Here is a 16,007-nt window from a genome sequence, read left to right as displayed (position 1 = left end):
TTTACTACCTATTCTGGCATTTACTGCTAAGGTTAATTGGTATTAATTCACTTAATGAGGTTCTTATGGATGAGAAGAAGGCAGGTTTAGAATACTTTAGTACTCCACAGAAGTTATTTGTAGGGTATACGCTGGCGATTTTGGTGGATTTAACGGTTTTAAATTTGTTGGATGAGTTTTGGCATTATGTGCATATATCCTCATTTATTGTGTCACTGGGTGCAGCCATCTTATTGCAGTTATTACTCAAGCTGTCTATTGGCTTAGAACATAAACTGGCCAACTATTTTAAATCAAAGCCGGGTACCGCGCCGAAAGTGTATCGAGGTATCAGTACTTACATTATTTTAGTGGGTTCGAAATTTGTTATGTTAGGGGCCATTGACTTGGTATTTGGTGATGCGGTTTCCTTTAGTGGCCCTTTTAACGGCATAGTGGCGTTTTTTGGTGTGGTATTTGCCATTATGATTGCCGAAACCATTGTCGGAAAAATTTACGTCGCTTTGGGTGAGGATTAATACCATTACTACGATAGGTATAGGCAAATAAAAAAGGGGATAATCTGTCTCCAATACCCCTTAAATAACGTATTGATAAACACCTAATTAGGCATTAAAAAGGTGTTCATTTTGTACGGCACTGTCTATGGCGCAGATCAGTTGCTCTAGCTGGCGTTGTTCGATGATATACGGTGGCATGATGTAAATCAGTCTGCCAAAGGGACGGATCCAAACCCCTTGTTTAACAAAGTGCGCCTGTATCTTTTCCATATTGACCGCTCGAGTGGTTTCTACCACGCCAATAGCCCCTAATACTCGAATATCTTTGACCAAAGGGTAGCGTTTTAGGGAAGCCAAACCTTGTTGTAATTGAGACTCTATGGCCTTAACTTGCTGTTGCCATGCTCCAGTTTGTAACAGCGTTAAGCTAGCACTGGCCACCGCACAAGCCAGTGGATTGCCCATAAAGGTTGGGCCATGCATAAAGCATCCCGCTTCACTACGGCACACCGTATGCGCGACTTTGGCGCTAGTTAAGGTGGCAGACAACGTCATATAACCGCCCGTTAAGGCTTTCCCCACACATAAAATATCCGGTTCAATGGCCGCATGTTCTAGGGCAAACATTTTGCCGGTACGTCCAAATCCTGTGGCGATTTCATCGGCAATGAGCAGGATGCCGTAGTGGTCACACAACTCACGAACTCGTTGTAAATAGGTGGGATGATATAGGCGCATCCCACCGGCACCTTGCACTATAGGCTCTAAAATAATGGCCGCGACATCTTGATGGTGAAGAGCGAGTGCCTCGAGCATAGGTTTTATATCTTGTTCATCCCAAGGATCATAAAACCCACACTGCGGGGATGGCACAAAGATATGTTCTGGTAAAAAACCCTTATATAACGAATGCATTGAGTTATCAGGGTCGGTGACTGACATGGCGGCAAACGTGTCCCCATGATAGCCATGGCGAAGAGTAACAAACTTAGGTCGAGACTCCCCTAAAGCATGCCAATATTGCAACGCCATTTTTAAGCTGACTTCTACTGCCACCGAACCTGAGTCGGCGAGAAAAATATGCTGTAGATTACTTGGCACTAAATCCAGCAGTTTTTTACCAAGCTCAATGGCCGGATCATGAGTAATACCACCAAACATGACATGGGACATGCGCTCAATTTGTTGGTGAGCTGCATCGTTGAGTTGTGGGTGACAGTAACCATGGATGGCTGACCACCAAGAAGACATGCCATCCACCAACTCAGTCCCGCCTTCTAAGGTTAACGTGACTCCCGAAGCATGGGTAACGGGGTAGCAGGTGAGTGGAGTAATGGTGGAAGTGTAGGGGTGCCAAAGGTGTTGTTTGTCAAAGCTGAGATCCATGTTAACGCTCTAATTGTATAAATAATAATCGTTAGTAAACAAAGTGCACTTTGTTTTGTTGACAGTGTATCCCGTCCGGTTAGACTAGCCAAGCATCAAACCGTCAATAAAGGATAACAGTGTGGAAGTTCGTCACGATTGGACAGTTAACGAGGTCCAGCAATTACTCAGTCTCCCGTTTATGGATTTGCTTTTTCAAGCTCAGACCGTTCATCGACAATTTCAGCAACATAATTACGTGCAAGTGAGTACGCTTCTGTCAATTAAAACAGGTGCTTGCCCCGAGGATTGTAAATACTGTCCGCAAAGTGCCCACTATCGCACCGATGTGGATAAAGAGCGTTTGATGGAAGTGGAGCGCGTGTTAGAGGCGGCCGAAAAAGCAAAAAACTCCGGTTCCACACGCTTTTGCATGGGGGCAGCATGGAAAAATCCTAAAGCGCGAGACATGCCTTTATTAACCGATATGATCAAAGGGGTGAAGTCACTAGGCTTAGAAACCTGTATGACATTAGGTATGTTGACCCCTGAGCAAGCCTCTGAGTTGTCTAGTGCAGGTTTGGATTATTACAACCACAATTTGGATACCTCACCGGAATACTATGGCAATATTATTACCACTCGTACCTATCAAGACCGCTTAGATACCTTATCTCATGTTAGAGAGGCCGGTATGAAAATCTGCTCTGGTGGCATCATAGGTTTAGGGGAAGGCTCAGCCGATAGAGCGGGGTTACTTGTCGAACTGGCCAACTTACCTGTTCATCCAGAGAGTGTGCCTATCAATATGTTGGTAAAGGTAAAAGGCACGCCTTTACAAGATGTTGAAGACGTAGATCCGTTTGAGTTTATAAAGTTAATTGCCATTGCACGTATTATTATGCCTCAGTCGGCGGTGCGCCTGTCTGCGGGTAGAGAAAGCATGAATGAGCAAATGCAGGCGCTGTGCTTTATGGCTGGAGCGAACTCCATTTTTTATGGATGCAAACTTCTTACCACGCCAAACCCAGATGAAGATAGCGATATGCAGCTATTTAAAAAACTGGGCATCAATACCGTAGCGATCAGTCAAAAGCCTGACGAAATTCAAGAGATGGAACTCCTTGATGAGGTGAATGAGCGCGTAGCGGCAAGGCCCACGAAAGACGATTTGTTTTACGATGCCACGGTTTGAGTCACGTATGCAACAGGCACTGCAACAACGCAGTGCACAAGGCTTAACTCGTACTGTCACCCCAATTAAGGGGGGCAATACCCATAAAATTTACGATGGAAAGCAAGAGTACATAAACTTTTCAAGTAACGATTATTTGGGGTTAGCCAATGATGAAGCCCTCAAGAAAGCGTGGATTTCGGCCATTGACCAATACGGTGCAGGCAGTGCCGCCTCGCCTATGGTGACTGGACAAACGCACGCCCACCAAAGGTTACAAGACACTTTGTGTGACTGGTTAGGCTTTGAACAAGCGCTGTTGTTTAACTCCGGTTTTAGTGCCAACCAAGCAGCGCTGTTTACTCTACTGCAAAAAGACGATTGTTTATTACAAGACAAACTCAATCACGCCTCATTAATGGAAGCGGGAATGTTAAGTCCGGGTAAAATGCAGCGTTTTTCCCATAATAACCCAGCGCGCTTGCAACAGCTGTTACAAAAACATGGGCCGAGCCTAGTGGTAACAGAAGGGGTATTTAGTATGGATGGCGACTGCGCTCCCTTGGGGGACATCGCCACTTTGTGTCAGCATCATGGGTCATGGCTAATGGTGGATGATGCTCATGGTATTGGCGTGTTAGGTGAGCAAGGACAAGGCAGTTGTAGCGTGCATGGCATTACCCCGAACCTATTGATGGTGACCTTTGGTAAAGCATTGGGTGTACAAGGGGCGGCCATTTTATGTGATAGCAATACCGCGCACTATTTACGCCAATTTGCACGCCATTTTGTCTATTCTACCGCCATGCCTGCCGCACAAGCCGTGGCGGTAACACATTCGGTACACCTCGCCCGCAATCAACAGTGGCGTCGTCAGCATTTAGCTCACTTACAAGACGTGTACACGCAAGCCGTAGCCCATTTACCAGGCTTTGTGCATACACAGACCGCCATTAAACCCTATTTAGCGGGCAGTTCAACGCGCGCTATGGCATTGGCAGACTTTTTGCGTCAACAGGGCCTATGGGCCACGGCTATCCGCCCGCCTACCGTAGCCAAAGATAAAGCCAGAATTCGCATTACCTTATCCGCATCTCACCTGCCTCATCACGTGCTGACGCTAGCGCACAAACTGGAGCAGTTTGAACTTATGAACCCAGCTAAGGATGCATCATGACTTCGTGCTCTGAGGTTGACAACATCAGCGCAGAGAAGCGCGCTATAGCTCAAGCGTTTGGTCGCGCGGCCATAGATTATGACAAACATGCTCAATTTCAACGAGATGTCGTTGAGGAGATGTTGCTCTATTTGCCCCGCAACCTTAGCCAGTGTCACATACTGGATGTGGGATGTGGCACGGGGTATTTTACCCAACAACTCATTGCTAGAGGCGCCACGGTTGTGGCATTGGATTTGTCAGAACAAATGCTGACTCAAGCGCGCTTACGTTGCCAGCAACACGCCAGTTATTGTTTAGGAGATGCAGAGCACATTCCTTTTGCCGATAGCCAATTTGACTATGTCGTTTCAAGCCTAGCGCTACAATGGTGCAAAGAGTTAACTGTACCCATAGCCGAGTTACAACGAGTGGTAAAGCCTGGTGGCCGTGCATTATTTTCTACTCTCGCCGAAGGTTCGTTGTTTGAATTAAAACAGGCTTGGGCTCGTGTTGATCAATATCAACATGTTAAGCAGTTCCTTAGTGAAAATTCGATAAAAATTGCGTTGGCGCAAGCGAGGTGCAAAAGGCATCAGGTAAGGTATATTCCAATGACTTATTGGTACGACAGTGCTTTTAATCTGATGAAAGATCTTAAAGGTATTGGTGCGACTCAAATTGGCGGTCGCAGTCAAGGTCTCACAAAACGAAGCACACTTCTTAAGGTCGAACAGGCGTACCAAGACCTTTATCCGAATAACTTCAGATTACCGGCAACGTATCGCGTGTGCCTAGGATTAATAAAGAAATGAACAAAACGTTTTTTGTCGCTGGGACGGATACGGACGTTGGTAAAACCGTGGTTTCAAAAGCTTTATTACAAGCATTTAATCAGCAAGGCTTTTCCACCATTGGCTATAAACCCGTTGCCGCAGGTTCAGAGCAAACAGAACAAGGCTTAACCAATAGCGATGCCTTGTGTTTGCAAAAAGCCGCCAGTGTGTCATTACCCTATTCTCAAGTGAATCCGGTGGCACTAGTGACTCCGGCATCCCCCCATATTGCCGCGCGAATTGATGGTACAGAGGTTTGTACACAACGCTTATCAGAGCAACTTTTGCAACATCAAGAGAAAGCCGATGTGGTCTTAGTTGAAGGGGCTGGAGGATGGCGGGTTCCTATCACGGCTGAGCGCTATTTATCCGAGTGGGTAGTAGCAGAAAAAATCCCAGTTGTTTTAGTGGTTGGTATCAAATTAGGCTGTTTAAATCACGCCATACTCAGCGAAGAAATGATTAAACATGATGGATTAGATATTGTCGGTTGGGTGGCCAATCGTATCAATCCTTTTGAAGAACACTATAAAGATATTGTGGCTTTTTTAGAGGCAAAAATAGACGCGCCTAAAATTGGTGAAATCCCCTATATGCGCAATATTAATGAGCAAGATTTAAGTCAATACATAAATCTCAACGCCCTCGTATAATGGATTTTAAATTACCGTTTAAGGATGTGACGGATTCAGATCCTTAAACGGTGAATTCAATTCAGTTAGCGTTACGCCAATTAGAGGCAGTAACTGCGACGGTGGCTGTGGCAGGTTAGCCCTGGCCGTTAATCATCCAATGATGATTATTGCGCGTTTTTACTGCTAATATGAGATTGTGTTTTAATGACTTGCTGCTCAATGGGTTCACTGTTGCGGATCCCCAATTCAGCCTGTGCTTCTTCTTTGCTCATTCCTAGGTGGTAGCGAAGCATATCCAGTGCCATTTCATGTTTTCTTTCATCATCCATAATGTACATCCTGTTAATTATTCATCTTGCTGGTTAATATGTAGACTCATTCATTGATTTTAAGCAAGAATCTTCCATAAAAAAAATGCCAATTGCTAGCAGAGCTCTCATTTTGTAGCAATTTGTTACTGCTGTTGAGTTTGCCTAGGCTGATCATATGTATACAATATCAGTGCAAAAAATTGCAAAGACAATTGAGAGCCTTATTTATACCAATCACACTAAGTAAGTGTTCAGAAATAGCGCAGGAAAAATGCTCGAAAACAAGGCAGAATTTTTCGATAAGTAGTTATTCTACAATCAAAAATTCTAACGCAGTTATCGAGTATTTTAACAAGCTAGAATGATCAGTTATTTAGTACGATTGGTGTTACATAAATTGGGGAACCCACACCGCGTCTCAGTGTCTAGTATCTTGATTGTTATTCACTTTGATAGTTTTAGCTTCTTACTTTGGAGAGATTGAATGAAGCGCGTAGCGTTATTTTTACTGACTAACCTTGCTGTAATTGCAGTATTGAGTGTCGTTTTAAACCTTGTATATGCCTTTACCGGTATTCAATCGGGAAGTTTGTCTGGTCTGTTGGTACTCGCGGCCGTATTTGGCTTTGGTGGATCGTTAATCTCACTCATGATGTCAAAAGGCATGGCCTTGCGTTCTGTGGGTGGTCAAGTGATTGAAAGCCCGCGTAACCAAACAGAGCATTGGTTGATTGAAACGGTATCTCGTCAGGCCCAGCAAGCGGGTATTGGTATGCCGACAGTGGCGGTATACGATTCAGCGGATATTAACGCATTTGCCACTGGGGCCAAGCGCAACGACTCTTTAGTTGCTGTTTCTACTGGGTTACTCAATAACATGACTCAAGATGAAGCCGAAGCTGTATTGGCGCATGAAGTGAGCCATATTGCCAATGGTGACATGGTCACTATGACCTTAATGCAAGGTGTGGTGAATACCTTTGTTATCTTCCTATCTCGTTTTATTGCCAACATAGTGGCAAATAATAACAATGATGAGGGTGAAGGGGGCAGTAACATGATGGTGTACTTCGGTGTGTCTATGGTGCTGGAATTGGTATTTGGCTTCCTCGCCAGCTTCATCACTATGTGGTATAGCCGTAAACGTGAATTCCATGCGGATGCGGGAGCGGCGCAATTGGTGGGTAAGCATAAAATGATTGCCGCTCTTGAGCGTTTAAAAACCAGTCATGAGCCACAACTGGAAGGGTCGATGATGGCCTTTGGTATCAATGGTAAAAGCTCATTAACTGAGTTGCTAATGTCCCATCCTCCTCTGGATAAGCGCATTGATGCGTTGCGAAATACTCAACATTTCTAAATCAAAAATGTATTGCCTTTAAAAAGCTTGGTGTATTCACCAAGCTTTTTTTTTGATCCTTTATTTTGTAAATCACGTAGTTAATAGAAAAATACACTACATTTTAATTGGTACAGCTCTAAGTCAATTAAGGTGTTATTGAGCCAATCGAAAACGGATAACGATTAGCATCAGCCCGGCAGGAAGGGAATGTCTGTCATAGCTATTAGGGAATGGATCATGGATATCGATAACGTCGCGGACGTATACCAAAAACTGAGTAAAGAGACCTTGCAAGATCTGGCTCAGATCTACCATCAAGACGTGGTATTTGAGGATTCGGCGCACACCCTCAATGGTTGGGATGCCTTGTCTCAATATTTTCATACCTTGTACCAAAATGTCATTGATTGCCGCTTTGACATTAAAAGCCAACATCAAGTGGACGACAGTGGCTTTATTATCTGGACTATGTATTTACGTCACCCAAAGCTCAACCGTGGTAAAGATGTGGCCGTGCAGGGGGTCAGTCATATTAAGTTCCGCCGAGGCAAAATTATTCATCATCGTGATTATTTTGATATGGGTGAAATGCTCTATGAACACCTGCCGGTATTGGGCAGCGTGATTAGAGCTATCAAAAAACGGTTAGGTCAAGCATGAAGACGATTCTAATTACCGGCGCCACCTCCGGCATAGGTGAACAGTTGGCGAGAGACTATGCCAATGAGGGGTGGCAAGTGTATGCCTGTGGCCGTAATGCAGCCCAATTGCAAACGCTCAGTACTATGAGTGAAAACGTGATGCCTTTGCAATTTGATATTACCGATTTAGCCTCGTGTAAAGTGGCCTTAGACAAACTTGATCCTAAGCCCACAACTTGGCTGTTTAATGCTGGGGATTGCGAATATCTCAATAATGGGGTGATGGACGCGTCGCTGATACAAAGGGTGTTTGCCATTAACGTCGTAGGATTAGCCAATTGTATAGAAGGGGCTCAGGGGAATTTTGCCCCTAAAGATCATTTGGTGATAGTGGGTTCTATCGCCAGTGAGATGGCTTTACCAAGAGCTGAGGCCTATGGCGCTTCTAAAGCGGCGGTGAGTTATTTAGCGCGCACACTGGCCATAGATTTGGCGCACAAAGGGATTAAAGTTAGCACAGTTTTTCCTGGCTTTGTGAAAACACCATTAACGGATAAAAATGATTTTCCAATGCCAATGATGGTAACAGTAAAAGAGGCATCAAAGGCGATTAAGCACGGCATAAGTTTAGGCAAATCGCACATTTATTTTCCGAAACGCTTTACTTGGATATTAAGGCTTTTGGGCAGTTTACCCTACTCAATACAGCAGGGTTTGGCCAAAAAACTGATTAAGGATAAACAGTGATGAAAATAGCAATTATTGGCACAGGTATTTCCGGTTTAACTTGCGCATATCGTCTACACCAGCAACATGATGTCACCCTTTTTGAAGCTAACGACTATATTGGTGGGCATACCGCTACCGTGGATGTTGTAGTGGAAGGGGTGTCCTACAGTGTGGATACGGGGTTTATTGTCTATAACGACAGAACCTACCCTAATTTTATACAGATGATGAATGAAATTGGGGTTAAGGGCAGAGCGACGCAAATGAGCTTTAGCGTGCGCAATGATGGTAATGGTTTGGAATACAATGGCCACGGACTGAGCCATTTATTTGCGCAAAAACGAAACTGGTTTAACCCTAAGTTTTATGCCTTTATTAGAGAGATAATTCGCTTTAATAAGCTAGCAAAAACCGTAGTGGCCGACGAGTCTGTTAATGATCAAACATTGGGTACATTTTTACAGCAGCACCAGTTTAGTGATTATTTTAGCGAAAACTACATCTTACCCATGGGGGCTGCCATTTGGTCATCCACATTGGCAGACATGCGCGCTTTCCCGTTGACTTTTTTCTTACGCTTTTTTTTAAATCACGGCTTATTAGACATCAAAAACAGGCCACAATGGTATGTCATTGAAGGGGGATCGCGTGCCTATATTGAGCCTTTATGCCGAGGCTTTGCCGATAACATTCAGTTACGCAGTGCCGTTGAAAAAGTGCAAAGGACCTCAGCTGGTATCAAGTTGCAGGTGAACGGGGAGTGGCAGAGCTTCGACCAAGTGATTTTTGCCTGTCATAGTGACCAAGCACTGAAGATCCTTGGAGAAGAAAGCACCGCGGTGGAGAATGACATTCTTGGCTGTATGCGCTATCAAGCCAATGAAGTGATTTTACATACCGATGAACAATGGCTACCAAAACGGTCTAAAGCGTGGGCTTCTTGGAATTACTACATTGAAGGGGGCCACAACCAACAGCACAAGCAGCCAACGCTGACATATAACATGAATATCCTGCAACATATTCGATCACCGCACACCTTTTGTGTCTCCCTCAACAATGGCGCTAATATCAATAAACAAAAGGTATTAAAGACCTTTATTTATGATCATCCAGTGTTTAGCTTGCCGTCGATAGCCGCGCAGCAACGTGCCCATGAATTACAGGGGAAAAACAACAGCTGGTTTTGTGGCGCATATTGGAGAAATGGATTTCACGAAGATGGCGTGGTCAGTGCACTGAATGTGGTGAAGGGCATTGAGGGGTTAACCTGCGGTGACCCTATTGCTTCTCATTTAACTCAGGTCAGTAAAAAGACCTTAAGCCAATCCCAATCATCGTCTGCAACTAAACCACTGTCAACGAAACCACGGGCAACTAAACCACAGGCAGCTAAACCACAGGCAGCTAAGCCGCAACAGGGCGCCGCATGAAGAGTGCCCTGATGCTAGGTGAGGTAAGGCATCGCCGCTTTACCCCCGTGAAACATGATCTGAACTATCCCATATTTATGCCGTGCATTGATCTGGATGAGATGGAAACACTGCAACAAACGGTATGGGGCTTTGGCCAAAGGTGGTGGCACTGGGCGCGCTTTCGTCGCGCCGATTACGTGGGAGAGGGATGCCTTAAAAGTGCGGTGCAACGCAAAGTGTTGCAACTGACAGGGGAGAGTTATAGCGGCAAGGTTTTGGCTGTGGTGCACCTTAGGTATTTAGGTCTCTATTTTAGTCCAGTGAATTTCTACTATGTTTATGATGACAAAGGGCAATGGCGCACATTATTAGCGGAGGTGAGTAACACGCCTTGGAATGAACGTCACTACTATGCCATTAGTGCGCAACCGGGAATCAACAGTGAAAATTGGCAGCATGAGAAGCAATTTCATGTGTCACCGTTTAACCCGTTACAGCAACAGTATGTTTGGAAGCTCAAGCCACTATCGCGCCGTTTACTGGTTCATCTAGAGTGTCATCGGCAGACAAAGGAGTTTGATGCCACATTGATGATGAAAGGTTATCCATTTACCAGTAAAAATTTAATTAAACAATTGATCTCTACGCCAATAATGGCAGTAAAAATGATAGTAGGCATTTACTGGCATGCGCTGAAGTTATGGTTAAAGAAAGTGCCGCTATACGCGCACCCAGCGAAACATAAATAATAGGTAAAGCAGGAGGCTTTTCATTATGCACAACACTAAGTCCTTATTGATCGCAAAGCAGGGCGTTCTGCACAACAATCCCGCCATTGAAAAGATGCTCTCACCTTGGCAACGCTCCGCTCGTGCTTTAATTTTTAATTATCTGCACAATGTGAGTTATGGCTCACTTACCCTCATAGAGCGATTTGATAGTCAGGTTTCGTTACAAGAGTTTGGCCTTAGCCGTCACCCGTTTCATGCCAGTATTGAAATACTGCACCCAGATTTTTATACGCGACTGCTCAGTGGTGGAAGTATCGCCGCAGGGGAAGCCTATATTGACGGAATGTGGGAAAGTTGTGACTTGACGGCGGTGATGGAGTTTATGGCCCGTAATCTGAATACTTTGGATGGCATGAGTAGCAAGCAAAGTGTGCTTAAACGCTGGGCGTATAAAGCTGGGCATTGGTTAAACCGCAACACGCACGCCAATTCGAAAAAAAATATTGGTGCCCATTATGATTTAGGCAATCAGTTATACACGCGTTTTTTGGACAGTAACATGCTTTATTCCGCCGCGCTCTATCACCAAGACGACGACACACTAGAGCAAGCACAAATAAATAAAATGGACCGATTGTGTCAACAATTACAGCTAAAGGCTGAAGATCATGTAATAGAAATCGGTACTGGATGGGGCGCTATGGCCATCTATATGGCGCAAACATACGGTTGCCGCGTGACCACCACCACCATTTCCGAAGAACAGTTTAGCTATGCGAAACAAAAAGTAGAACAGGCGGGGCTTTCGCAGCGTATTACCTTATTAAAGAAAGACTATCGAGACTTAGAAAGGCAATACGACAAGCTAGTTTCTATTGAAATGATAGAGGCAGTAGGGAAGGCGTATCTGCCCTCATACATCACCACCTGCCAACGACTATTGAAGCCAGGGGCTATTATGGCCATTCAGGCCATCACTATTGCCGATCAGCGTTTCGACGCTTACTGCAACAGTGTCGACTTTATCCAAAAGTACATTTTCCCTGGCGGATTTCTCCCTTCCGTGACTCATCTGTTACAACAAACCACCCAGCACAGCCAATTAGTATTACACGATCTGCATGATATAGGCATGGACTACGCTCGCACCCTAAGGGAGTGGTTACATCGCTTTAATCAGGCAGAAAAAGAGCTTGCCACTTTAGGCTATGATGAGCGATTTATGCGCATGTGGCGCTATTACCTTTGTTATTGTGAAGGCGGCTTTTTAGCCCAACGTATTAGCACGGTGCACCTTACATTTAGAAACCCACAATAGGCCGATGATGAATAAGCCCTTGTTGGTGAAATCAGTGTGGTTTCAGCTGTTGTGGTTTTTAGCTGTGCTGGGTCAAGAGAGCACTCAAGTTTGGTTAGTTATCGCGGTTGTAGCTAGCGTGGTGTTTTCTTATTGGCAGCGTGACATTCACCTTAGGTGGCTGGTGGGCTTTGTGCTATGTGGCATAGTGTTGGATTCCTTTAATCAATACACAGGGTTATTTATTTTTCCAACCCCATGGTTGCCGCTGTGGTTGCTGTTGTTATGGGGTATTTTTGTTTGGTATGCCTATCAAATGCGCACCATTTTGACCCATTTCCCTAAGTTTATCGTATGTATAGTAGGAGCGTTGGGAGCCGCCGGCAGTTATTATGCTGGACTGAAGTTTGCAGCGGTACATTGGCCCTACTCAACAGTTATTACCTTGGTGATAGTGTTTGTTGAATGGTTTTGCTTACTGACTGCGATGATTTACTCCCTAAACGTGTTACAAAAGCAAGGTAAGGGATTGGATCATGAGCAAAATTCAGATTAATGTTGTTATTGGAAGCGCTGTTGTTATGCTCAGTACTTTTTTCACCTCTACTTCTTCTATGGCTCAGCCAAACACCATCGGTCAACAGACGCAACAGTGGGCTCAATGGCCTACCGTAGGTAAGGCCGATTTAAACGTGCTGTTTTTTGATATTTACACTTCAGAGTTGCGTGCGCCACAAGGTCGCTATCAAGTGGGTGTGGATATTACCCCTCATCCACTGGCGTTATCCATTACCTATGAGCGAGACATTTCAAAACAACATTTATTAAAAGAAACCAAAAAACAATGGCAACACTTAGGTTATGGGCAAGATCAATGGCAACCGTGGGCTCGACGTTTAGGGGGCATTTATCCAGATGTGGCCAATGGCGAACAGTTGGTGTATATCAGCGACGGTCAGGGGGGAGCATTTATTTATATTCGTAATGATGGCGTCACAGAAATGCGTGGTCACATTGATGATGAAGCGCTAAACGATGCGTTTTTGGCTATTTGGCTGTCACCGAATACAGAATATCCAAAACAGAGAAAGCAATTAATAGGGATGGCGCAATAATGAACAGACTAGGCAGGAAAGTGCGCGGTTTTTTATTTGCCCTGCTGGCGATAGTGACGCTGGTGGGCTGCGGTGCCCATTTAAATGAGTATCAAAAGCAGACGCCACAGTTTGATTTGTTCGGCTACTTCTCAGGTCATGTAACGGCATGGGGCATGGTGCAAGACCGCAGCGGAAAACAAACGCGACGCTTTGAAGTGGCGTTACATGGGCAGGTAGAGGGAGACACCTTAACCCTCCATGAAGATTTTGTATTTGCCGATGGCGAAAATACAACGCGTATTTGGCGCATTACTCGCTTAGCGGATGGCTCTTATGAAGGTCGCGCAGACGATGTAGTGGGCGTGGCACAGGGAAGGGAAGTGGGCAATGCCTTGCATTGGCGTTATGATTTTGCTCTGCCAAGAGGGGATTCTAGCGTGATGGTGCATTTTGATGACTGGTTATATCGACAAGACAATGAGCATGTATTTAATGTCACTTCCATTCGCAAGCTAGGGATTGAGTTTGGCCGCTTAACCTTGTTCTTTCAAAAGCATTCACAGCCCTAAATCAACGTTTGTTACAAAATGAGAGTAGAGTCCAATTTGAGTTCCGTGCATTTGTGTTATCATCTGCATACATATATTTATGATACGTATTATTAATGACTGCAACGGCTCAATCCAACCCAATTTTATTTCATAAAACCTACCGCCATAGTGACTCTAAACAGTGGGTGGTATTTGTGCATGGGGCGGGTGGCAGTTCGTCTATCTGGTTTAAACAGATAAAAGCGTATAAAGAGCATTTCAATATTTTGCTCATTGATTTACGTGGGCACGGCAAGTCAAATACCTTGTTTAAGGATATTATTAGTAAACGTTACACATTTGAATCAGTGACCAATGATATTTTGCATGTGCTTGATCATTTAAGCATTAAGTCAGCGCACTTTGTTGGCATGTCTTTAGGGACAATTATTGTGCGTACATTGGCAGAAATGGCATCGGATCGCGTGGACTCCATGGTGTTAGGTGGCGCGGTGACGCGGTTTAATACCCGTTCACAAATCTTAATGAAATTGGGCAATTTGTGTAAGAATATCATCCCTTATATGTGGCTCTATCGTTTATTTGCATGGATAGTGATGCCACAAAAAGGCCAATTAGAGTCTCGACTGATGTTTGTGCGCGAAGCTCGAAAGCTGTGCCAGAAAGAATTTAAGCGTTGGTTTAAATTGGCGGCAGACGTGAACCCGTTAATGAAATATTTTAAAGATAAAGAGCTTAATATCCCCACTCTTTATTTGATGGGCGACAAAGACTATATGTTCATTAAACCAGTGAAAGAGATGGTGTTGGCGCACAAAAACAGCCAATTGGTGGAAATTGCAGATTGTGGCCATGTGTGCAATGTGGAAAGACCACAAGAGTTTAATCAGCGTTCAATCTCATTTATTCAGGCTTTGGCTTAATCTTCTGGTCTATTGCTGCCACATTGCCAGCAAAGAGCAAACTGACCTTCATTAATCTCATCACATTCGATACAGCGCCATTTTTGCGAAGCGATTTGCTGATGCAGTTGTTCAAACTCGGCAATAATGGTTTTAGCTTGTGTGTGCTGATGCGGCGTAAGCAACCATAGATAAGGCAAGGTAGAATCGTCCATAGGCAGTTCTCCTTGTAAACCAAACATTCCTTCGCCACGTACCTCAGTTTCAATATTATAACTCAGTAATAGCTCACGCATGATATGAGCTTGCGGTGGGTTTTGCGCAATAAATATTTTTATTTCTATCCTAGTGGTACCAATCGTACTCAATAAATGGTCATTCTAGATTGTTAACATACTCGAGAACTGCGTTAGAATTTTTGATAGTAGAATAACGACTTATCGAAATATTCCGCTTTGTTTTCGAGCATTTTTCCTACGCTATTTCTGACAACTTACTTGGTATGATTGACTACGGTGGCATTGTGCTCACCGTAAGTCATTGCCCGCATCATCTATGAATTACGGTGATGGGGATTATACGGTGGTTGAACTATTGTGTGGGCGCAGTTTTGCCATGACCCATTTCGCAATTAGCGGGAATAAACCCAATAACGCAAATGAGGCTAACACAGTAGGGGATACGATACCGGAAAGGCTGTCAATTTCGGCTAGTTGCGTACCGGCGTTGAGGTAAACCATAGTACCCGCTAACATTCCTAATTGGCTGACCACATAGAACTTGGCAACAGAAATAGGTGTTAACCCCATCAATAGATTGATTAAGAAAAAAGGAAATACTGGGATAAGACGTAAAGAAAAGAGGTAAAAGGCCCCATCTTTCTCTACCCCGTTATTGATGGTCGCAAGTTTTGACCCAAACTTCGCTTGCACCCAGTCTCGAAGCAAATAACGACTGCTTAAAAACGCCAAAGTTGCGCCAATTGTGCTGGCAAACGACACTAACAATAAGCTACTCCAAAAGCCAAATAAGGCCGCGCCAAGCAGAGTGACAACGGCCGCTCCAGGGATGGAAAAAGCGGTGATAAACACATAGCCGATAAAGTACAGTGTGGCGGATAACAAGAAGTGTTCAGCTATGTGGCTATTTAGGGCGAGTTGTTGCGCTTTAGCGTTTTCTAAAGTGAAGTGTTGGCCAAAGTTGACGGCCAAAAGTACGATGGCACAGACTAAAATTAGTCCTATTATCAATTTCTTATTCATGTGTGAGCTCTTATTGTTATGCAATAAGTATAGAGACACGTTGACGAAACTAAAACTTTCACT

Annotated in this window: 19 protein-coding genes; 15 read left to right on the top strand and 4 right to left on the bottom strand. The window is 44.4% G+C overall.

Going from position 1 to position 16,007, the window contains the following annotated elements; translation table 11 throughout:
- The first annotated feature begins 65 nt into the window (after positions 1 to 65).
- Positions 66 to 518, top strand: coding sequence for a hypothetical protein (locus OCU56_RS08070; protein ID WP_261874795.1), 453 nt, complete (start codon positions 66 to 68; stop codon positions 516 to 518).
- 87 nt (positions 519 to 605) lie between these two features.
- On the opposite strand, the gene bioA is transcribed toward OCU56_RS08070, so the two are convergent.
- A complete protein-coding gene (gene bioA / locus OCU56_RS08065; protein ID WP_261872721.1) occupies positions 606 to 1,886 on the bottom strand; it encodes an adenosylmethionine--8-amino-7-oxononanoate transaminase in 1,281 nt (426 codons plus the stop codon).
- Between the two features lie 121 nt (positions 1,887 to 2,007).
- On the opposite strand from bioA, the gene bioB reads away from it, so the two are divergent.
- From bioB to bioD, 4 genes are read left to right on the top strand one after another with little or no spacing between them, the layout of a single operon-like run.
- Positions 2,008 to 3,060 (top strand): biotin synthase BioB, encoded by a 1,053-nt coding sequence (bioB, locus tag OCU56_RS08060; RefSeq protein WP_261872720.1) that lies wholly within the window; start codon positions 2,008 to 2,010, stop codon positions 3,058 to 3,060.
- Positions 3,047 to 4,216, top strand: coding sequence for an 8-amino-7-oxononanoate synthase (locus OCU56_RS08055; RefSeq protein WP_261872719.1), 1,170 nt, complete (start codon positions 3,047 to 3,049; stop codon positions 4,214 to 4,216). The genes bioB and OCU56_RS08055 overlap by 14 nt, the downstream gene beginning before the upstream one ends.
- Positions 4,213 to 5,010, top strand: a complete 798-nt coding sequence (gene bioC / locus OCU56_RS08050; protein ID WP_261872718.1) for a malonyl-ACP O-methyltransferase BioC — start codon at positions 4,213 to 4,215, stop codon at positions 5,008 to 5,010. Before OCU56_RS08055 ends, bioC begins: the two co-directional genes overlap by 4 nt.
- Positions 5,007 to 5,684, top strand: a complete 678-nt coding sequence (gene bioD, locus OCU56_RS08045; protein WP_261872717.1) for a dethiobiotin synthase — start codon at positions 5,007 to 5,009, stop codon at positions 5,682 to 5,684. The genes bioC and bioD overlap by 4 nt, the downstream gene beginning before the upstream one ends.
- Positions 5,685 to 5,830: 146 nt before the next feature.
- Here the strand turns inward: bioD and OCU56_RS08040 are convergent, their stop codons facing one another.
- The gene (locus tag OCU56_RS08040; protein WP_261872716.1) at positions 5,831 to 5,995 is read right to left on the bottom strand and encodes a hypothetical protein; all 165 of its coding nucleotides are present in this window, start codon (positions 5,993 to 5,995) and stop codon (positions 5,831 to 5,833) included.
- A 466-nt stretch (positions 5,996 to 6,461) separates the two neighbouring features.
- Between OCU56_RS08040 and htpX the strand changes: the two genes are divergently transcribed.
- The 10 genes from htpX (at position 6,462) to OCU56_RS07990 (ending at position 14,703) form a co-directional block, all read left to right on the top strand.
- Positions 6,462 to 7,337, top strand: coding sequence for a protease HtpX (gene htpX, locus OCU56_RS08035; protein WP_261872715.1), 876 nt, complete (start codon positions 6,462 to 6,464; stop codon positions 7,335 to 7,337).
- A gap of 219 nt (positions 7,338 to 7,556) precedes the next feature.
- A complete protein-coding gene (locus OCU56_RS08030) occupies positions 7,557 to 7,979 on the top strand; it encodes a nuclear transport factor 2 family protein (RefSeq protein ID WP_261872714.1) in 423 nt (140 codons plus the stop codon).
- Positions 7,976 to 8,707: an SDR family NAD(P)-dependent oxidoreductase gene (locus OCU56_RS08025; RefSeq protein WP_261872713.1), complete on the top strand. Its 732-nt coding sequence runs from the start codon at positions 7,976 to 7,978 to the stop codon at positions 8,705 to 8,707. Before OCU56_RS08030 ends, OCU56_RS08025 begins: the two co-directional genes overlap by 4 nt.
- A complete protein-coding gene (locus OCU56_RS08020) occupies positions 8,707 to 10,122 on the top strand; it encodes an NAD(P)/FAD-dependent oxidoreductase (RefSeq protein ID WP_261874794.1) in 1,416 nt (471 codons plus the stop codon). Before OCU56_RS08025 ends, OCU56_RS08020 begins: the two co-directional genes overlap by 1 nt.
- On the top strand, positions 10,119 to 10,853 hold the full coding sequence (locus OCU56_RS08015) for a DUF1365 domain-containing protein (RefSeq protein ID WP_261872712.1): 735 nt from the start codon (positions 10,119 to 10,121) through the stop codon (positions 10,851 to 10,853). Before OCU56_RS08020 ends, OCU56_RS08015 begins: the two co-directional genes overlap by 4 nt.
- 25 nt (positions 10,854 to 10,878) lie before the next feature.
- On the top strand, positions 10,879 to 12,153 hold the full coding sequence (locus tag OCU56_RS08010) for an SAM-dependent methyltransferase (protein WP_261872711.1): 1,275 nt from the start codon (positions 10,879 to 10,881) through the stop codon (positions 12,151 to 12,153).
- Between the two features lie 34 nt (positions 12,154 to 12,187).
- Positions 12,188 to 12,688, top strand: coding sequence for a DUF2878 domain-containing protein (locus OCU56_RS08005; RefSeq protein WP_261872710.1), 501 nt, complete (start codon positions 12,188 to 12,190; stop codon positions 12,686 to 12,688).
- Positions 12,669 to 13,247 (top strand): hypothetical protein, encoded by a 579-nt coding sequence (locus OCU56_RS08000; protein ID WP_261872709.1) that lies wholly within the window; start codon positions 12,669 to 12,671, stop codon positions 13,245 to 13,247. Before OCU56_RS08005 ends, OCU56_RS08000 begins: the two co-directional genes overlap by 20 nt.
- Positions 13,247 to 13,798, top strand: coding sequence for a DUF3833 domain-containing protein (locus OCU56_RS07995; RefSeq protein WP_261872708.1), 552 nt, complete (start codon positions 13,247 to 13,249; stop codon positions 13,796 to 13,798). The genes OCU56_RS08000 and OCU56_RS07995 overlap by 1 nt, the downstream gene beginning before the upstream one ends.
- Positions 13,799 to 13,893: 95 nt before the next feature.
- The gene (locus OCU56_RS07990) at positions 13,894 to 14,703 is read left to right on the top strand and encodes an alpha/beta fold hydrolase (protein WP_261872707.1); all 810 of its coding nucleotides are present in this window, start codon (positions 13,894 to 13,896) and stop codon (positions 14,701 to 14,703) included.
- Here OCU56_RS07990 and OCU56_RS07985 read toward each other — a convergent pair.
- Both OCU56_RS07985 and OCU56_RS07980 read right to left on the bottom strand, forming a co-directional pair.
- Entirely contained in the window at positions 14,700 to 15,020 is a 321-nt protein-coding gene (locus OCU56_RS07985) for a DUF2007 domain-containing protein (protein WP_261874793.1), read from the bottom strand. The genes OCU56_RS07990 and OCU56_RS07985 overlap by 4 nt on opposite strands.
- A 237-nt stretch (positions 15,021 to 15,257) precedes the next feature.
- Entirely contained in the window at positions 15,258 to 15,944 is a 687-nt protein-coding gene (locus tag OCU56_RS07980) for a TVP38/TMEM64 family protein (RefSeq protein ID WP_261872706.1), read from the bottom strand.
- Positions 15,945 to 16,007: the final 63 nt, after the last annotated feature.

The sequence above is a fragment of the Vibrio rarus genome (genome assembly GCF_024347075.1).
Lineage (GTDB): Bacteria > Pseudomonadota > Gammaproteobacteria > Enterobacterales > Vibrionaceae > Vibrio > Vibrio rarus.
Note: the sequence above shows the minus strand (reverse complement) of the source record. Positions and strands in the feature narration are given on the sequence as shown.